We start from the raw sequence: 18,473 nt of genomic DNA, 5'->3' as shown, positions 1-18,473 counted from the left end.
AGCATATGCCAACTCAAGAATCTAAAGCGCATCACGTGGGTGAATGGGCAAGTCTACGCAACACCTCGCCTGAGATAGCGGAAGCTATTTTTGAAGTAGCGAAATACGATGAGAAACTCGCGGAGAAAATCTGGGAGGAAGGCAGCGACGAGGTGCTGCTGAAGGCGTTTGAAAAGACCGATAAAGACTCGCTGTTCTGGGGCGAACAAACTATCGAGCGGAAGAACGTTTAATGCAAAACACCCCCGCGGCTGCGGGGGTGTTTCATCAAGTCAATACCGGCATTCGTAGGTCGGATAAGCGAATGCGCCATCCGACAAAAACTATTTACCGGCCACCGTCTTGTTCAGCACCTCGGTAAATTTATCCCACGGGCAAAATCCATTTGCATCGACCGGGCAACCGGCGAGCTGCAATGTGACGCGCTGCGGCGGCTGCTGCAGGCTTAATACTTCGCCCTTTCTCAGCTGATCGCTGCTCTGATAAACATATTCCACCTTCATCAGCTCCCGGTTGGCGTTCTTGTCGTGCCAGCGCTGGAACATGATTTTACCGCCGATTGGCGTGCGTTCATTCTGTTCCGGCAGCTGATAAGGCTTAAAGTCCAGCGCCGTCAGCAGCGAGGCGATATTCGAGTCATGCCCCACCAGCAGCGTCACTTTCGGCCCGGCCGCTTCCTTGCCCGCCAGCGCCTTCTGTATGTATTTCACCAGCGGTGCCGCAACGTTGCGGGCCACTTCCGGCGAGGTAAACAGCGTGTCCTGATAGCCGTTTTTCAGCTGGGAAAGCACCTGCCACTGTTTATCCGTTTTGATTTGGCCCCAGGCCACCTGATCCAGCGGGAACCCTTCGTAATATTGCAGGGTAAAGGCGTCCACCAGCGAGTTGCCCACCTTCAGCGGCCCGCTTACGCCCGGCTCCTCGGTCGCGTTGGCGGTAAATTTGTCTTTGCCCGCCGTCAGGTCGCACTGCTGCTTCTCTTTACAGGTTGGCGAATCGCCGAAGGCCGTGACCTGCTCCAGCAGCTTATAGCTGTCGTCCAGCTTATAGTGCCCGCGCTGGGCTTCCATTGCTTTAACCGCCGCCTGCTTAAATTCAGGTGAGTCATTGGTGATGACCGGGTTAAACGTGGGATCCATGGTGCCCATTTTTTCCTGATGATGAACAGGGACGTCACAGCCGGGGAATGCGCCGGTGATAAAGAACTGAGCGGTGGCAACAGTACGCTGGAGGCTGTTGGCATAGGCGTAGACGCTTTGCGGCGTCGGGCATTCCCCGCTCTTCACCAGCCCCTGCTGCGCCAGCCATTCGCGCATATAGTGGCCCATATACACTTCCAGCACCCCGCCTTTCGTGGTGAGCTGCCCGCCGGGGACATCCCATTCCGGCCAGGACTGGGCGGTGGACTGCTCCAGCACGCTGCCGTTGTTCGCCAGCGGCGCACGCAGGTTGTGGCGGCTCATCAGTAAAACCTGCTCGAGCTGATAGCCATCCGGCGCGGCTTCGGCATCCGCCAGTCCAGGCGCAAAGCAGGCCGCCGCCAGCAGCGAGGCGAGTATTTTTTTATTCATCCCAGGTTCCTCAGAAGGTTATGACAGAAATGTGACAATCTGAGTCTGACAGAAAAACGTGTTAATACCCGGTAACAGGATCGCAAAACGGCAGATTGGCCCGCCGCGCTACAAAAGCGGGCCCCCGCCCGCTTCCTCTTCAAAGACAATTAAAGGCCGATGTTGCGAAGCTTCTCACCCGACATGAGCTTCTTCTCGATATGCTCAAGCGTGACGTTTTTGGTTTCCGGGATCAGCCAGTAGGTAATGCCGACGAACGCCAGGTTCAGCACGGTATAAATCCAGAACGTTGATGCGGCACCGAAATTATCCAGCAGCGTCAGGAAAGTAGCGCCAATTATCATGTTTGACACCCAGTTAGTGGTCGTTGAGCAGGTCACCCCGAAGTCACGGCATTTCAGCGGCTGAATTTCAGAACAGAGGATCCACACCACTGGCGCGGCGCTCATCGCATAGCCTGCAATACACATCATCGTCATGCCTACGGCCAGCCAGGATAGCCCGGTTGAGGCCGCGCCGCTGTCCACCTGCATCAGGCAGTAGCCCAGCACCAGCGTGCCAAGCGCCATAACGGTAAAACCGATTTTCAGCGCTGGCTTGCGGCCATTTTTATCAACGGTGAAAACGGCAATGAATGTGGCGAACATAAAGGTTAAGCCAACCACTACCGTCGCCATCATCTGATCGTGGGTGGAGCTGAACCCCGCCATTTCGAATATTTTTGGCGCGTAGTACATGATGATGTTCATGCCGGTAAACTGCTGCATAGCCTGCAGCAGCATGCCGAGGAAAACAGCCCGCCTGACGTTACGGTTGTTTTTAAACAATGCCCAGCCGCCCTGCTTCACCTTCAGGCTTTCGCGGATTTCGTTTAGCTCTTCACGCGCTTTTTCCGACGTGTCGCGCAGCATGCGCAGCACTTCTTCGGCCTTAACATGCTGGCCTTTCGCCGCCAGCCAGCGCGGGCTGTTGGGCAGGAAAATGACCATCGCCAGCAGCACCACTGCCGGAAGCGCCAGCACGCCGAGCATCGCACGCCAGTTGCCGCTATAGCTCAGCGCGGTATCGGATAAAAAGGCCAGCACTATACCGAGCGTCACCATCAGCTGGTACATACTGATCATTTTGCCGCGAACTTTTTCCGACGCCATTTCAGACAGATAAAGCGGAGCCGTATAAGAAGCGATCCCCACGGCAACGCCCAGAATCACGCGGGCAAACAGCAGAACTTCAAGATTTGTGGCGAAGGCGGAGCCAAGCGAACCGGCAATAAACAGTATCGCCCCGGCCAGCAGGCTGTACTTACGCCCCAGGCGATGTGACAGCCAGCCGTTAAACAGCGCGCCGAGCGCGGCGCCCAGCATCATGCTGCTGACCACCCACTCCTGCGCCCGGCTGGATAAAGAGAAATGATCGGTTAAAAACGGCAGCGCACCGGCAATTACGCCAATATCCAGCCCGAACAGCAGACCGGCCACCGCAGCGGAAACCGAGACGAACATATTCATGCGGCGAACTTTGCGCTCGTGCGTTTGCTGAACAGCCGGGGCATTACTGACATAAGACATGCTACAACTCCTGCCTTTATGGAAAGTATGGGTTTTCCTAACGGTAAGAGATTCCCGGCGGGCGGGTCAGGCCAAAAACAGGCGAAGAGATGGATGATACTGCTGCACCACCGCGTTTTGTGATGCAGGTTTCAAATAGCGAGGTTGCTGACTGGCCAGGCTTTATTCATCAACACTCTAAATTTTAAGAAGAAATATCCAGCCACCAGGTGTTTTAGCCTGATTATCATAAAAAATGAATATGGATTAATTATTGTACTAATATCCAGGATGACCGCCTTCCCGACGAGAGGTGGCCTATTCTTGCGGGGTGGTCATCAACGCGTAGCTTGCCAGAAGCTGCTGAAAATGCAGGTCAATCTGCTTAACTGAAGCTGGCTGAGGCGTTTCTTTTAGCGCCAGGCGGCGCAGCTGCTCTTCCAGCGGAACCGACTGATTAAAAGCCTGGGTTGCGGTGAACACCATCGACTTAAGCTCGCTGACGGTCAGGTATTTGCCCCGCTTCTCATCCAGCCCGTTGAGTTTGGCCGTCAGCGTCGTCAGCCGCTCCATACCCTGGTGCCAGCCCGCAAGATTTTGCTCGGGCAGCGCGCTGGACGTAATGTACTGCTGCCACTGCGATTTCAGTTTTTCACGCTCCTGCGGCTCAGCCCTTGCCGCCAGCACAAAACCGTAATTCACCAGCCATAGCGGCGGCTGCTGCGACAGGGTTTTAAGGGCATCGCCGTTTGCCGCAACGGGCAGCGGCTCGAATACCGGATGCATTCTGTTCCAGCCCCATAGCGCCAGTGCGCCAACGACCAGCCCCGTGCTGGCACCAGCGATAAATACCGGCCAGCGCTTCGGCGGCGACGGCGGTGTTTCGCGCACCACCTGAACATTCATTTCCGGCTCCGGGCGTATCACATAAACCAGGCGGCTAACGGGAGGTTGCGTATCCTGTAATAGCTCTGAGGCCAGCGCCTGGGGTGGCAGCGTTATGGCGGCGGAAACGTCTGCGGGCGAAGCGCTGTTTTCCAGCCGGGTCAGGGCGCTTTGCACCTGCTGCTGTAGCCCGGTATTCTGGCACGCGTGCCTCAGCTGCTGGCGCGTTAACACATCATCAAGCGCACCCAGCAGTTTTTCAGCCTGCATCAGCGCAGGCTGGTCACCGTGATTAAGCGAAAAGGTGCGAAAAATCTTCTGTAAACGTTGAAATAAGCCGTTGAGAATTTCAGCCCGGGCATGCACCGGCTGGGGCCAGAGCTGCGCCCACTGATGGCTCAGCAGCGCGCAGAGGATAGATAATCCCTCATTCATTCCGTTAACGCGGGCCAGATGGCTTCGCGCCAGGGTGTACCATGCCGCTGTCTGTAGCTCAACGCCGTTACGCTCGAACAGCGCCAGCGACAACGCTTCCACCTGTTTCCAGTTCACGTCCGGGCGCGCCGGGTGGGTAAGCTTGTTCATCTCATCCCGCAGGGCGATGAAGTCAGAGAGAGTGCGAGGGTCACTGCCGGTTCTAATCGGGCGGGGCTGTACGTCGTGCATAGTTTCATCCCTGGAAGGCTAAAAATAAGTAAGAAGCAGAGTCGGGCTTCAGGACACCGATCTTTCAAGAAGGCTGAAAAAAACGTTTTCGTCAAAGGCTCCGCCGGGTGCCGTCTGGTTCCCTGCGGGACGCCAGGTCCAGCAAGAGCTTTTCCCTTCGCGCATAAACAGGCGACACAGCTGGATCACGCTTCCGTCAGCCAAAAGAGTGACTTCCGCACACCCCGTCACGCCATGCCCGTATAAAAAAACCGGCGTGAATTTCACGACTTTGTTTTCATAGCGCAGAGAGATCCCCGGCACCTCGAAAGTTTTTCCTCCGATCAGAAATTCGACCAGGGAGACAGGTCTGCTTTCCGGGTGAATATCGGTGCCTTCAAGCCAGACCTCCATCGATGCCTGAAGCTGGCTCATCCGCAGCTGGAATTCAGCGATATCGGCCTGGGCTTTAGTGTTATACGGGCCACTCTTAGTTTGTTTATCCTGAAGTTTTTGAAGAAAGCGGGCTTTAGCTGACATAAATTCTTTCTGCTTTGAGTAATGGGGGTATTCGCGTTCTAAATACGAGCCTGAGGATCGACGTAGTTTTGCTGACGAAGGTGCCGAATCAGCACGCGGCCTTCCGGCATAAACTCCGTGCCGTAGCGCACCAGACCGATGCCTTTTAGTTCAGCGTCGATGGCATAGCGCAGCTCGCCGGGGACTTCCTGCTCAAGCATGGCCACCGAGATGCGTTGTAAGCGGGGCTCGTATTTCAGCAGCACATCAGAAAATGTCCCCATCAGCTCATGTGCGGTCCCCGGCATGCCCTGCAGGATTTTCGTCATATCCGGTAGTCCGTAGTCCGGCAGATGAGCCAGCGTCCCCGCACGCGAATTGAGGATGCGCTGCATATTGTCGAGCACGGATAAAATCACCTGGTTCTGCTCGCTAACCTGATGCAACTCCAGGCCACCGGTGAAGCTGCCGGTAAGCATCTCATACAGCGACGGCGTGTTGTGTCCCTGTGGCATCAGTCATCCTTCAGCGGCTGTAACGTCAGATGGTTATTCCCGGCTTCAAGAATGCGCGGCTTATCGGGATCTAACGCCTCCCGCTCCATCACCAGCTTCCAGGTGTTGTTGATCATGTCCGGGTGACGGAACAGCCCTACGACCGCCACAAACTTTGTGTCGGCTTCCATTGGCATATCCAGGCTGGCATCCCCACCCGGTTTCACCACCACTTCACGACTGGCCAGCAGGTCTGCCTGCAGGATATTGTCGCCATCTTTTAACAACTGCTGATACACGGTCTTGTCAAAGATTTTGCGATCCTTCAGCTGATAGACCCGTACCACCACCGACTCTGACAATGAGTGATTCTCGCGGGCGTCGGTATTCAGCGCCTCACGGGCGGTAAAATCGAGATGCAGGACTTTAATCTTCTTGTAAAAAACGGAGGTAAATGCTGATTTGGTGCCGTCAGAGACGCTCTGCGTCACCCCGCAGCCAGCCAGACTGAACGCCAACAGGGGCAGCAGCCAGCGTGAGGTTTTAGTCAAACTTGTACGTAACACGTCGGTTTCCTTGTTGTTGAGTGGCGGGCATCATCCCGCTGTAATAACCCAGCTCGGTAGTGAAGGCTGACGGAATATCCTCCGCGAGCGTGTCTTCTTCCGCTCCCAGCACGCCGTTCATTCCCAGCCAGAACGCGCCCTCCCCCAGCGGAGGGGCCGCCAGCAGGCAGGTCGCTGTGGTCAGAGTGATTTTTGCCTTAAAACGCCAGCCCAGATAAACCCGCAGCATCACCATAAAGTCCTGATACAGCAGCCCATCCGGCTTCCAGCCCTGCGCTTCCTGTTCATTGTCGGTGGAAAGCGCAATCAGCAGCTGGCTGTTGGCATCCATTGCTTCGTCGCCCAGCGGCATGTTGCCGTCCAGCAGAAAATCTTCGTCGCCGTAAAAGCCCAGCGGCTGGCTGATTTCTACCGGCCGCAGGCAGTACGGACGGGTCTGCACCGTGGTATCCGGTGCCAGCAGAGTTACCAGCGCCTGCATGCCTTCCTGGGTTTTTCCGGGCTGACGAAGCACCCCGAGCAAAGCCAGAAAGCGTGATACCGGGGTGGCAATGTGATTTGCCGTGCCGGGAATGCCCAGCCCCACCAGGCCCAGCAGCGACTGAGAGATGGCATCCGTTCCGCCCGGCTCGAAGGTGGCCGGGTATGAGTATTTGCGCCAGATGCGATAAAACTGCGTCAGGACGCGGTGGCTGAAAATATCGAGGAACCCCTGTAGCGCCTCATGTCCGTCCCGGCGCTGGGTGATGTCATCGAGATAGGTCGTCGGCAGCGGTGAGTCGACGCCGTATATCCCCATAAAGTTGGTGCGGATGACCGGCGGTTTACCGTTATCATTTTCGTCGTATTCAATGCCTTTCAGTTCGCTTACCGGAAACCCCATCCCCGGATGCGGAGCAAAGCGCACCGGGTCGTCCGCGGGGTGGCTCGTTGAACCTATCAGCGGCCTGCCCGTCTGACGCTTCTCCAGAAGCTGGCAGAAACGATAGAAGTTAATCCGGTAAAGGTCGGCCTCCAGCCGTGGGCTCAGCCGGGAATGCGGCGATTGTGCTTCTCTTCCCATTCCAGGCGCTCTCCGGTTGGTTGCAGGATGATGATCAGGCGGTTAAACAGGTAAATATCGGTGTAAAGGGCGAAAAAGCGGCTCAGCATTTCGCCAAACAGGCAGATATCCCCCCGGCCGGCAAACCCGTGGCTATCGAGGGTCACTTCGATCTGCACGCCGCGCACAAGATACCCCTGCTCGAAGCGCTCCGTTTCGCGGTGCTTCACGTCAATGATGGCCTCCAGACGACGGCGATTCATCTCGCTGTCGGTCCAGTCGTAGAGCGCAAGCGTGCCGCGCAGCACTTCGGCGTTATCCATCATCGAGAGAAAACCGCTGCCGAGGTGGCTCAGCACACGCCAGTGAAAACGATCCTGCGCGGGCGGATAACAGGGCAGCGTCGGGGCGCAAAGGTTGCGCACGGCTATGCTGGCGGATGTAGTTTTCATCACCGTATCCAGCACGGTACTTTGCAAAGCGCGCCGCGGTAGCTGGCCGTTGGTGCCGGTGAGCGTCAGAGACAGGCTTTCATCCTCCGGCACCGTGTGATTATCAAAGGCCTCACCGCCCAGTATCAGCCAGGTATTATGCAGCCCGGAGGGGCCACGCCGCACCCGCGTGTGGTAGTAATACTCCGGGGCGGCATGGCGCATCATCCCGCCTTTATGGCGGAAGCTGGAGAACGGAACGTAAACATGCTGGCTGGAGGAGGTTACCGAGTCCACGGCGTAAATCTCGGTATGGCCGTCCTGCACGCGCATCGGGCGCAGCATGTATTCCGTCTGCAAAGAATCCAGCGTCAGCGGATCTGACTCCAGCGGGAAGAGGTTGATCACCGGTACGCAGTTCAGCCGCAGGTGCTTTTCGGTAAAGCTGAAGTCGTGCTCCCAGCGTTCCGCCAGCACCACGTCGATTTCAAACCAGGGAAGCGCAGCCGGAAAGACCACGGTCTCCAGCCCACGCAGACCCGTGAACATGAATTTCTCACGGAAGGTGAAGTACTCCAGCAGCAGCTGATAGCCGCTGAAACTGCTGCTGCCCTTCGGCCACAGGGTGTCTTCGTCACCAAATCCGAGCGCGGTGAAATGGCCTTCCAGCGGCCTTGTGTCAACATCACCAGGCATTCGCAGCCGCAGTCGGGCCACGTTGATGGTGAAGGCTTCGTGCATGGCGCAGGCCAGCGGCGCATCGGCATTGAAATAGAAAGGAATATTGCTTAAATCGATACGGCTCCAGTCCGCCAGCTGGCTGCAGTTAAAGCGCAGCGTAACAACCGAGCGGCCATCGGGATCGGTGGTCAGCCGGGCCTGCTCAAGCGACAGGGGCTGTAGGCCGATCTCTTTGGTGGTGGTGTAACGGCAGCGCGTGCCCTTCTCACCGATCGGGCGGGAGTTCACCTCGAAACCTTTGACTATGCGCATCTGCTCCTTCATTTCGCGCCAGTCCGGCGTGAACTCCACCACCGACATAGACGGAATGGTGCGCAGGTAATGCGGCCACAGCAGGCTGACCAACCCTTCAGTCAGTTCAGGCAGGTCATCGTCGAGCTTTTCGCGCAGCCGTCCCATCAGGAAGGCAAAGCCTTCAAACAGGCGCTCCACGTACGGGTCGCGTGCACCCGCTTTATCAAGGTTAAGCATCGCCGCCTGCTCGGGGTGAGCACGGGCAAACTCTTCGCCGGCTTCCAGCAGGTAGCGCATTTCAGCGTCGTAATAACGCAGGGTTAAATCATCCATCGTTTTATCTTTTCATCCCGTGTGTTAACCGCACAGCACCGCAGCCCTTGCGGGATCCAGCGAAATAAGCCCGGACAACAGTAAGTCCATTTCAGGCTGAAGACGGGTTTTATCTGCCTCGCTGCGCCCGGCCTTGCCGCGCAGCAGTTTGAGTCTGCGGGCTTTGACTTCGAACATCAGCTCCGGCGTCCACTGTTCAAGCGTTAGCGTACGGGCGCTGGCGTCAAGCTCACCCAGCAGGTGCAGCGCCATTTCATTTTTACCGTACTGTTCACTCACCCGTGCCATCAGCAGGCGCATCAGCCATCTGTCGCGTGAAGAGGTGTAGCCCGGCTGGATCTGCAGCCAATTAAGCGCGGCCTCAATTCCGTCACTGTCCGCTTTCGCCAGAACTTCAGGCTCGAGGGTCAGCACATCATCGGCGCTGGCCGCCGTTGATGTGACCGGTTCATCTTTCCATCCCGGCACGTCATGCAGAACGGTTTCGTTAATCCAGCTGAGCGTCACCTCATCGGCAAAGGGCGTACCGTCGCTGAACGCCAGCGCTTCGAGGCCCGGAAGGCGGGCCAGCAGCCCTTCCAGGTCCCGGCAGAGGATGTCAGCGCGAACGCTGTCCGCATCGAGTTTTACCAGCGCCTGCCAGGCATACCACTGCACGTCCAGCCACAGATGATTAACCCCCTGCGCCAGCAATGCGTCCGCGTGCTCCAGCAATTCAGACCAGCTTTTTTGCAGATAAAGACGTTTGAGGTGTGCCTTATTGTCGGGTTTCGGCGGGACCAGCCGGGTGCGGCCGGCGGCATCCAGCGGAGGCAGCTCCGTCAGCGTGTCCCAGCGGATGCTTTTCAGCAGATGGTGCCCCGCCAGCCAGCCGCCGGGCTGGTCACGGAGATATTTCGCCAGCACTTTTGCCTGGTCGAGCAAATCACGTCCCGATGTCACGGTGTTCATCACCGGCGCAGAGGACGCGGCTGATGCCGACGTATTTTCTTCCCGACTGGTCTGGGGCACAAGGCTGTTGGCTCCGCCACTCTGAACCAGCCGGTTATCAAGGGCCTGATACAGCCCGGCCAGCTCCGGCCGGGCCTGCTCATCAAAATTCTGGAAAGTTTGCTCCGCCAGCAGCAGCGCCGCGGTGATGCGCTGCATGACGGACATATCTACTTCTGGATACAGGGACAGACTGTCGGTCACACGGCTGCTGCCCAGCCACTCAACGGCCGATTTACGGCTACGATCGCGCTGAGGATGCAGACGGCTCCCAAAACGCTCCAGCATAGCGGCCATCAGTTCAAGCCCCTGCGCCAGCCCGATCTCGCCGTCCTGATGGAGACGGGCCCACACGTAGAAGGTGATGACACGCAAATCCTTACAGCTAGTAGTCAGCAGCTTCTCTGCCAGCTGGCAAATCAACCCGGTATCAATGCCGGAAAGTTTATTGACCTCCTCGCGGATACGCTGAAAATCATCGTCATAGCCGGGGTCTTCCCCGGTCGGTTGATTAGTCTCAATTGGCGCAAGCCAGCTTGCCCAGTCAGCACTGCGCGCGCTGGCCTGAGCCAGTGAGGTCTTTTCATCTGCGCCACAGGCCTGTAATACGCTCTGCAATGTTGCCATTATTCTGTCCCGTCCATGGCTGAGTTATCGGTGCCGTTAAGTGCCTGCGTCGTTGCGGAAGCATCCACGCTGAAGATTTTTTCCGGCAGCGTGAAACCGCGCAGATCCAGCAGCGCCAGCGGACCTTTTCCGAGTTGAGAACGCAGCACCCACTGCAGCGTACGTCCATCCGGCGCAGTAAAGCTCATCATCCACTGGCTGCGGTCGAGCTGTTGACGCTTGCCCTGATCCAGCCAGCGGATAAAGCCCCAGGTCCCGCTGTAATCGCCAAACAGCCGCGTCCCGGCGCTGGTTGAGGTCCAGGTCAGCATCGCGCCCGGCTTAAAGGTCTCGCCCGGCCAGCGGAAAGACTGCCAGTCGGCCATCTGGTTGAAGTAACGGAGCTGCTGGCCGTCAATCGTCAGCTGTGTTTCCACCACCTGCGACGACGGACGGGCCTGCAGTTCAAAGCTGATCCCCTGGCTGCCGTCGGTAAACAGGATGTCTGAAAGCTGGCTCAGCTGGTTCACGGCTTTGATAAAGGCCGGGTTGAAGGTCAGCCCCTGACCGTGCGCGGTGTCCGGCACCCACTGGCTGCCCTCTTTGTGCAGCACGCCGTTGAGCTCGAGGGTCAGGAACCTGTCGATACGGCCGCTGTCTTTGCGAATAAATTCAGCCAGCATCGGTAAAGAAGCATCGCTTTTGCTGGCCGCAAACGGGAAGCGTCCGTCAAAGGCCGTATGCCAGTTCGCCACCACGGAACGACTCCAGCGATCGTTAAGGCTGGCGGCCGACGGCTGCAGCACCGTTTCCCAGGCCTGCGTCAGCGGCTGTACGAACAGGGTGTTGCCAAAACCACTCCACTCTTCTCCAAGGCTTGCTGCCACCAGGCTGCCGTACTGCTGGGTATCGGTCAGGTCAACGCTTTTCCCCTGAAACACGGTCTGGGCCAGGGTCTGCATCATCTCCTGCGGGTCGGATGCGCCCGCGATCTGCTGCAGCCGCAGGCGGACGCGGGTGATGCGGGTCAGGTACGTCTGCAGGCTTAACGTGCTGTCAGCAGACATGACGTTGCTGGCTTTGTTTCTGCCCATCAGCGTCAGTAGCGGACCGAAGGTATCGTCCAGCGGCCCCTGTGGCCCGGCGGCACTCTGATCGATAACGGGTTTGTCTTTGCTACCAATCAGGTCTTTTGCCGACTTAATGATCGAGTCGGACAGCCCTTCGCGCTGCTCACCCGTCTGCCCCTGCCAGGCAAGGGTATTCATCAGCGCAATCAGCGGTGACTGGCGGACGTCGCTCATCAGCGTCAGCTGGTCGGTCACATCAGCAATGTTATTAGCCGGGTTCCAGTGCAGGCTGTTGAGGAAGCTCAGCCAGCTACCGGCAAAGTCCGTGAAGTAACGCTGGGTCAGGCGTGCCTTCAGCGCTTCCGGCGACAGGTCGGCAGAAACGGCCTTGCGGCTGTCGCTCAACACCCAGTCGATTTCATCCCGGCGCGAGTTTGCCGCCTTCTCAATAGCCTGTTGAATGCCCCCTTCCCAGGCCTGGCGGGTGAACATGCCCGGCACCACCTCATCGGTGCTAAACAGACGGCGGGCGTCGGTACCGCTGGTCATGTCTTCCAGAGATACGTCGGCGAAGTTACGACGCACCGATTTGAGCATGTTCTCGTACAGTGTGCTTTCAGCATTACGGCGACCAATCTGCTGCAAAAGCACCTGACGACTCTGGCTGACCAGCTGCGCGTCGGGGATGATTTTCCACTGCGGCTGCTGCGGCAGTTCATTCATGTAAAACGCCCACAGATCCGTGGACAGACTCTGCCAGAGGCTGGTGGATATGCCTGTCCGGGTCGGCTGTACGGCCTTCATGGTTTGTGCGTAAAACGCCCCATCCGTTTTATCGGGGCGGCCCATCATCAGCCAGGCTTTCAGCTGGTCATAACCTGGCTTTGCCAGCTGAGCTCGCTGGTCGCTGCTGGGCGCTGAGTTGGCCAGTGCGGTCAGTTTCTCGCTCAGCGCAGCGTTGGCCGGGTCGCGGATCAGACGATTGTTAGCCACGCCGTACCACGGGAGCATAGCCCCCAACAGCTGCTTGTTATGGTCGAGGCCAAAACGCTGGTACCACGGCGTTCCCTCCTGAACATGGTGCTTAAGGCGACCGGCATCGTTACGCAGCTCGTGCAGTGCGGTCAGCTGATAATCAGAAACGGAGGGGTGTTCCACCAGGGCGCGGGCTTTGCCTGCCACAGAATTTATCTGGTTATAGTTCAGCGCAAAAGAGAGCAGCAGCCCGGCTCCCCAGATGCCGATAGCAGCCATGATGGCCCACGCCAGCGTCTGCTCCCAGGCCATACCAACACGGCGGCCACGTACCCGGGCACAGTCATCAACAATTCCCTGCCAGGTTACCGGCAGGGTCAGCGCATGGCGTTGTGATTCGGAGATGTACTTGTCAGCTTCAGGCCGTTCAGAAGCTTCAGCCGGTTCGCTCTGTGGCAGGCTGAACATCAGCCCCCGTAACGGAATATGTTTCTGAGTGGCATGCAGCCACGGAGTCAGTTGCTGAACCCAGCGGGCGATCCCCCCTTCTTTCAGATGCTGACCCAGGCGCAGCAGAAAATCATGGTGGGTGTTTTCCACAGCCTGGCTCACGCCCCGTTCGCGAAGTTCCGGCAGCAATTGTTCGAGCTGGCTGGTAATCACATCTGGTATTGCACGCGGCGGGAAGGCTGCCCCTACGGCCTGCTCTGCCCGCTTTGCCTGCGACCAGCCGCTGCTACACAGCTTCCACAGCCAGACTGGGGCTGAATAGCGCAGCAGTTCGCTGATTTTTTCCAGCCCGCGTAAATCGTTATCGCTGATTTGTGGCGTCAGGTTAAGCGACTGTGGCATGACGCGTACAATCCCGTCCAGTGGGCGCCCGCGACGCAGTTTGCGTAGCGCGGTGTATTTTTCCTTATCCGGATCGACGGACAGACTTCCGCCGTAAATGAGGACCGTGCGATTGCCTTCAAGCCAATGGTTTTTCTGCAGGCCAGGTACCAGTTGTTCAATTGCGGCTTCCTCGCCGGTGATCAGCAACAGGCGGACTTTGTGGCGCCAGAAGAGGTTGTAGCGGCGACGGAGATGGCTGCTGATATCCGCCTTGAGCGGCAGCCGGGACGTTCTTTTCTTTTTGACGGGTCTGGAAGAAGCCTCTCCCATCACTTTATCCCGAATCATTAAATGAAAAGCGATAAAGCCCAGCACCAGTACGCAGAGCGACACTCCCAGGACAACAAAACAGGCCGTCATGATTCGACGTATCACGTCCCATTCCGTGGAGAGATCTTCCCCCCAATACCACCACAGCAACCCACCTGCCAACACAAGCAGCGTGACAGTAGCAACAAACAACGCCGCCGTGGCAAGCACAGAAAATTCAGCGGGTTTATTTTCCTTCACCATAAGGTTTAATAATTCCAAGTGCGAGAGTGTGTAGAGGATCTTTGGCTATCCAGCCGCAGGGTTCTTGATAATTTTTTGCGTAAAGGGCCGCCAGGACCAGCACGATAAGCATTTCCATATCACCAGGGTTCCCCCAGTTAAGGTCCTGAACGTGATGGGTCACATTCCAGCCGCTTTGCGCCAGGGCGGGCAGCGTCGGCTGCGAGAACAGCATGCAGGCGTCAGACGGCTTTTCGAGTTCGCTTTGCTGCTCCGCTCGCTCGCAGGCTGCGGTTAAAACCTCTTTCCCGGCGATATCGTAAAACTCCCCCCGGGTGAGGCTGACCAGCCCTTTCTGCGCGACCAGACACAGTGCAGCGGACTCACCGGCAGGCTGCGCAGAATCAAACGAGGCAGCTATCGAATGACACCCGGCGACCAGAATGGCCTCTTTTTCAGAGAGCGTTTGAGCCGTTGCGGCAAGTGCAGACAACGTTGCTTCGCCTTGCCATGTCTCCGGTTTTTCAGGAAGCGCCACGTCCGGAAATGAAACCTGCATTTGGGTACAGAATGCCCGCCAGGCATCCAGAGAACCCTGCCAGTAGCAGCGCCATAAGCGTGGAAAGGAGGAATCTGCGCTTTGCGTCTGCCATTGCAGCACCAGCATTTTTGCCAGCAAAGCCTCGCGTTCAGCCACCGTATCGACCAGCGTTCGACCGATGCGCAGCGCTTTCCCGCTCGACTCATTTTTGATCTCAGGAACCCGATGCTCCCGCTTTAGCAGCCGCAGCCAATGTGGCGTATCGGTTCCGGCCGGGCCCAGCAGTACCATTTCACTGAGCGCGAAACGGTGTTGATGCTGCTCCCACCAGGCCTGCTGCTGCTGCTCAACCAGTTGTTCATAATATCGGGCGTTATGGGCCGAAGTCCGGTAATACAGCAGGCGTATTAACCAAAGCACGCCCATCAGAACCACCGCGCCAGCCATTCCTTTTATAACCAGCCCGGCACCGCTCCCGGCAGGATGAAGCAGCGCGCCGCCGCCCCCGCACAGCAACACCATCAGCGCGCCCGCTGACAGCCATCGCTTGCCATCAGGAGGGCGCGCGACCCGGTAGGGTGGATACTCCGGTAACGACCTCACAGCTCAATGCCACAATCGGGAAAGGAGCTCACCAGCGTGCAGCCGCAGGCACAACGGTGACCGTGCAGCGCCACCGGCTGTCCGTCCACTTCCGATAACGAACTGCCTTCGCTGATGACCGTCATGCCATGTTTATTGCACTTCACCGCATCGCCTTTGCAGGCAATCCCTTTCCCGAAGCAAAGATAATGCCCGCCCAGCACTTTCCCACCGTGCTCCCGCAGGGTATCGCCCTCGCGTATCACTGCTTTCATCCTTCATCCCTCCCTGAATCAGGCCGTTACGGTCGCCTTAAGAGTTTCCGCCCAGTTGGACTCAATCATCGATTTTGCCAGCGCCAGCCGCCGATCGCTGATGACCTGAGTTTGCTGTGCAACCACCGTGCCTGGCTCCATCGTTGGCGCCTGCAGCTGTGCGGCATCAGGCAGCATCGGGAGCGGTTTGCCGGAAAGCAGATCGATGGCCTGTGTTTCGAGGTAAACGGCCCCCACGGTACCGGCAAGCCCCGCGAGTTTGCCCTTCGCGCTTTTCTGTTTGATGATAACGGCCGCGCCTGCGGCAAGGGTCGCGACCCCCACCACCGCCCCGGCAATCATCAGCGGCGTCATCGGCTTACTGCTGCAGCTGCCGAAATAGATCATCCGGTAGAGGAAATAGCTGCCCCAGGGTTCGCGGGAGCCGAAGGCGTTGTGCATAAACCACGCGCGGGAATCATGGACCTGATCGTCAAACAGCGCCCGCACCAGCCCGGCAGGCTGCGTGGCGTTGCTCGCTTCTCCGGTAGCGGGGAAAAGCACTTCCTTACGATCGTCTCCGGCGGTTTTTATTTTCTGCCACTCGCCGTACTCATTGTCGTTATTCAGCAGAAAGATAGCGTTACTCATTGAATCAACGGCAGTAAACAGCCAGTTACCGGTATCCGATCGGGAGAGGCCGCTGTAATCTTCCCTGAACTCCTCGGCCGCCTGGCGCAGCTGGGTTTGCCCCAGCGCGGCGTCGAAATCCTTCGGCCCCGGCGGAAGCATCAGGAAGCCATCATCCGCAGTATGTGCGGCTTTCCTTTCCCGGCGAGCATCGTCAACTTTTTTCTGTGCTTCTTTCCAGTCTGCCTCAGACTGCTTTCTGACCAGCGGATCGCTGTCTTTATCCAGCCCGTTGGCCGCCGAATCGACATAGAAGCGCTGGGTCTTGTAGGTTCCCCCGGCATAGCGATTGATACGCCACGCGGTGATCCAGCCCATCTGATCTTCAAGGGCTTTCTCCAGGCTGACCGGCGCGCGCGGCGGATCGTATTTTGCCGCTTGTTCGGGTGGAATGGGGTTATCGGGAGTTGTCAGGCCGAGGGTTATTTCGCGCCAGGCATTGAAACGATTTATTAGATGTGGAGCCGCGGCAAACTCTGAAATAACATCAATGTCCATGACTCTCCACCGCTGAGAATTAAGATCTTCAGGTAAACTATCTGAAGGGGCTTTTAGAGGAGCTCCAGATTCAAAAGCAGCGGCATACATCTCATTCAACGCAATTTGTGACAACAGCAAACTGTCGCCATCACCATTTGCTTTCCCCTGATCCCCTGGCGGGTAGCCTCCCCCAAGGTCCGAGTGCATACCCGGATAAACCACCTCCAGGCTGTTTGCCGGATACTTACCATCCGGGCGGCGGATCGAATCCAGCGGGAAGCACAGCCGCTGCTCGTGGGAAGAGACCAGATGGACGCACTTTTTGATCAACCCACCGTAGATCTTCTCTGCCGGCAGCTCCTGGGTTCCGTCCGCCCAGCCCATATGCCCTTCCGCCACAGGGGCGATATGCGCTACCCCCACCGAGGCCACCGTATCCAGCAGGCCAAGGAACTCGACGCTGAGCGGAATTTGCAGCCCCCCCACCGCCAGGCACTGCTCGGGTTGGTCCTTTCCCTCTTCAGGCTTTGGCAGCAGCTCGCTGAGCCAGTTAACAAAGGTCCGCGCCGCCGCCGCCCCGCGCGAAAAGCCGTACACGTATAGCTTGATACCTAACAGCTTCGGCTTTCCTGGTTCGCCAGGCACCAGGGCTTTTTGCAGGTCTGGTGCCATATCTTTCAGCAGGCTCTGGAAGGTCTCAAAACGGTTAGCCGCCCCGGTCAGCCCAAAGGACGCCATAGAGGTTGCCATTTTATCCACCGCCTTCCAGCTTTCGTCGTCCGACAGCGTATCCAGGCCCATCGTCCTCTTCAGGGCATCGATAATCCGCAGCAGCCCCCAGTTGATACGGTCCTCCCCGTGAGTCGCCGCCGCCAGCCCCATCATGCTGAAATCCAGATCGTTCACCTCGGGGAAAGGCGTCCCGACGCCGGGAATATAATATTTATAGTATTTATTATCGCCGCTGCCGCTGGCATCCAGCAGCTCCGCTTTTTTGTCCGCCAGCCCGCCGGCATAGCCCTGGCCGATGGCGGCGCGAAACAGACGGGCAATATTGGTGGGGTGCTTCGGGTCAGCAATATATAAGTCGTGATTGAGGTTATTGCCGGTGCCGTCAAAAAACAGGCTGATATGCAAAGTTTTACAGCAGGGGGGCTCCACGCGTCGCCCGGCGGCCAGGCAGAGCTCCTGCCGGTAGGCAAGCTCGAGGTTGTCCTGCTGCGCGCAGTTTGTGCCAACCAGCGCAGCCTGAGTGGGTAAACGCCCCTGAGCCGGAAACGCCGGCGGGAACCACGCCAGATCGGTGATTATTTTGGACATACTTTCGGCTCCGGCATCTGCAGCGGCTCGTTGATTGGATAGCCCGGCCGGCCGGGGCTCACACAGCTGGTGGTCACTTTTACCTCATCACAGGGCATAAAGTGCACCGTAATCCCGCAGGTTTTTTGCCCCGTATAGTCCGGTACCGGTACCACCGCGCTGTGCTGCTTATTCTGGGCCTTCATTTTTTTTTCCCAGGCCTTATATTTTTCCCAGTCAGCAAAGCCCGGAAACCCCTTTGAGCCACCCAGCCCCGTTTCCCAGTCGATTTTGACCGTCATACCCGGCCGCCATTTCGCAGGCACACCATAGCAGCAGCCCCCACCACCGCCCTGATACGGCCCGATAATGTCTATCCCCGACTGACCGTCGACGCTGAAATGATTGATTGCCCATCGGGTATGGTTGATGGCAACAATGGTTCCACCACCACCGCTTCGGGTTTCGGCTTTCGCCGGCGGCTGGCTACAGCCCGCCAGCAGCAGGGCACCCAGCACCACGAGGTAATGTCGTATTTTCATTTTGCATTCCTTTTATGAAGAAACAGATGACGTGCGTCTTGCTTAGCCAT

The 18,473-nt window shown here is 57.7% G+C and carries 15 protein-coding genes; 1 reads left to right on the top strand and 14 read right to left on the bottom strand.

Annotated elements, in window-relative coordinates; all coding sequences use genetic code 11:
* The first annotated feature begins 5 nt into the window (after nucleotides 1–5).
* A complete protein-coding gene (locus AAE045_RS09840) occupies nucleotides 6–233 on the top strand; it encodes a YccJ family protein (protein WP_121267343.1) in 228 nt (75 codons plus the stop codon).
* A 90-nt stretch (nucleotides 234–323) separates the two neighbouring features.
* Here the strand turns inward: AAE045_RS09840 and agp are convergent, their stop codons facing one another.
* The 14 genes from agp to AAE045_RS09770 form a co-directional block, all read right to left on the bottom strand.
* Complete coding sequence (gene agp, locus AAE045_RS09835; RefSeq protein WP_455547560.1) at nucleotides 324–1,571, bottom strand: bifunctional glucose-1-phosphatase/inositol phosphatase; 1,248 nt, start codon at nucleotides 1,569–1,571, stop codon at nucleotides 324–326.
* Between the two features lie 149 nt (nucleotides 1,572–1,720).
* On the bottom strand, nucleotides 1,721–3,139 hold the full coding sequence (locus AAE045_RS09830) for a sugar porter family MFS transporter (protein WP_455547559.1): 1,419 nt from the start codon (nucleotides 3,137–3,139) through the stop codon (nucleotides 1,721–1,723).
* Nucleotides 3,140–3,436: 297 nt separating this feature from the next.
* Nucleotides 3,437–4,669: a VasL domain-containing protein gene (locus AAE045_RS09825; RefSeq protein WP_455547558.1), complete on the bottom strand. Its 1,233-nt coding sequence runs from the start codon at nucleotides 4,667–4,669 to the stop codon at nucleotides 3,437–3,439.
* 48 nt (nucleotides 4,670–4,717) lie between these two features.
* Entirely contained in the window at nucleotides 4,718–5,188 is a 471-nt protein-coding gene (locus tag AAE045_RS09820) for a hypothetical protein (RefSeq protein ID WP_455547557.1), read from the bottom strand.
* 38 nt (nucleotides 5,189–5,226) lie between these two features.
* A complete protein-coding gene (gene tssE / locus AAE045_RS09815) occupies nucleotides 5,227–5,682 on the bottom strand; it encodes a type VI secretion system baseplate subunit TssE (protein ID WP_455547556.1) in 456 nt (151 codons plus the stop codon).
* Nucleotides 5,682–6,227 (bottom strand): type VI secretion system lipoprotein TssJ, encoded by a 546-nt coding sequence (tssJ, locus tag AAE045_RS09810; protein WP_455547555.1) that lies wholly within the window; start codon nucleotides 6,225–6,227, stop codon nucleotides 5,682–5,684. Before tssJ ends, tssE begins: the two co-directional genes overlap by 1 nt.
* Nucleotides 6,205–7,290 (bottom strand): type VI secretion system baseplate subunit TssG, encoded by a 1,086-nt coding sequence (gene tssG / locus AAE045_RS09805; RefSeq protein ID WP_455547554.1) that lies wholly within the window; start codon nucleotides 7,288–7,290, stop codon nucleotides 6,205–6,207. The genes tssJ and tssG overlap by 23 nt, the downstream gene beginning before the upstream one ends.
* Nucleotides 7,254–9,008, bottom strand: a complete 1,755-nt coding sequence (gene tssF, locus AAE045_RS09800; RefSeq protein WP_455547553.1) for a type VI secretion system baseplate subunit TssF — start codon at nucleotides 9,006–9,008, stop codon at nucleotides 7,254–7,256. The genes tssG and tssF overlap by 37 nt, the downstream gene beginning before the upstream one ends.
* Nucleotides 9,009–9,032: 24 nt before the next feature.
* The gene (gene tssA, locus AAE045_RS09795; RefSeq protein ID WP_455547552.1) at nucleotides 9,033–10,625 is read right to left on the bottom strand and encodes a type VI secretion system protein TssA; all 1,593 of its coding nucleotides are present in this window, start codon (nucleotides 10,623–10,625) and stop codon (nucleotides 9,033–9,035) included.
* On the bottom strand, nucleotides 10,625–14,056 hold the full coding sequence (locus tag AAE045_RS09790; protein ID WP_455547551.1) for an ImcF-related family protein: 3,432 nt from the start codon (nucleotides 14,054–14,056) through the stop codon (nucleotides 10,625–10,627). Before AAE045_RS09790 ends, tssA begins: the two co-directional genes overlap by 1 nt.
* Nucleotides 14,040–15,179 (bottom strand): hypothetical protein, encoded by a 1,140-nt coding sequence (locus AAE045_RS09785; RefSeq protein ID WP_455547550.1) that lies wholly within the window; start codon nucleotides 15,177–15,179, stop codon nucleotides 14,040–14,042. The genes AAE045_RS09790 and AAE045_RS09785 overlap by 17 nt, the downstream gene beginning before the upstream one ends.
* Entirely contained in the window at nucleotides 15,176–15,433 is a 258-nt protein-coding gene (locus AAE045_RS09780; RefSeq protein ID WP_191928287.1) for a PAAR domain-containing protein, read from the bottom strand. The genes AAE045_RS09785 and AAE045_RS09780 overlap by 4 nt, the downstream gene beginning before the upstream one ends.
* Before the next feature lie 18 nt (nucleotides 15,434–15,451).
* Nucleotides 15,452–17,902, bottom strand: a complete 2,451-nt coding sequence (locus tag AAE045_RS09775) for a T6SS phospholipase effector Tle1-like catalytic domain-containing protein (protein WP_455547549.1) — start codon at nucleotides 17,900–17,902, stop codon at nucleotides 15,452–15,454.
* Nucleotides 17,890–18,423, bottom strand: a complete 534-nt coding sequence (locus AAE045_RS09770; protein ID WP_455547548.1) for a DUF3304 domain-containing protein — start codon at nucleotides 18,421–18,423, stop codon at nucleotides 17,890–17,892. The genes AAE045_RS09775 and AAE045_RS09770 overlap by 13 nt, the downstream gene beginning before the upstream one ends.
* Between the last annotated feature and the right edge of the window lie 50 nt (nucleotides 18,424–18,473).

The organism is Dryocola clanedunensis (assembly GCF_038405435.1).
Taxonomy (GTDB): Bacteria; Pseudomonadota; Gammaproteobacteria; order Enterobacterales; family Enterobacteriaceae; genus Dryocola; species Dryocola clanedunensis_A.
The sequence above is the reverse complement of the archived record's forward strand: the minus strand, read 5'-3'. Positions and strand labels throughout refer to the sequence as shown.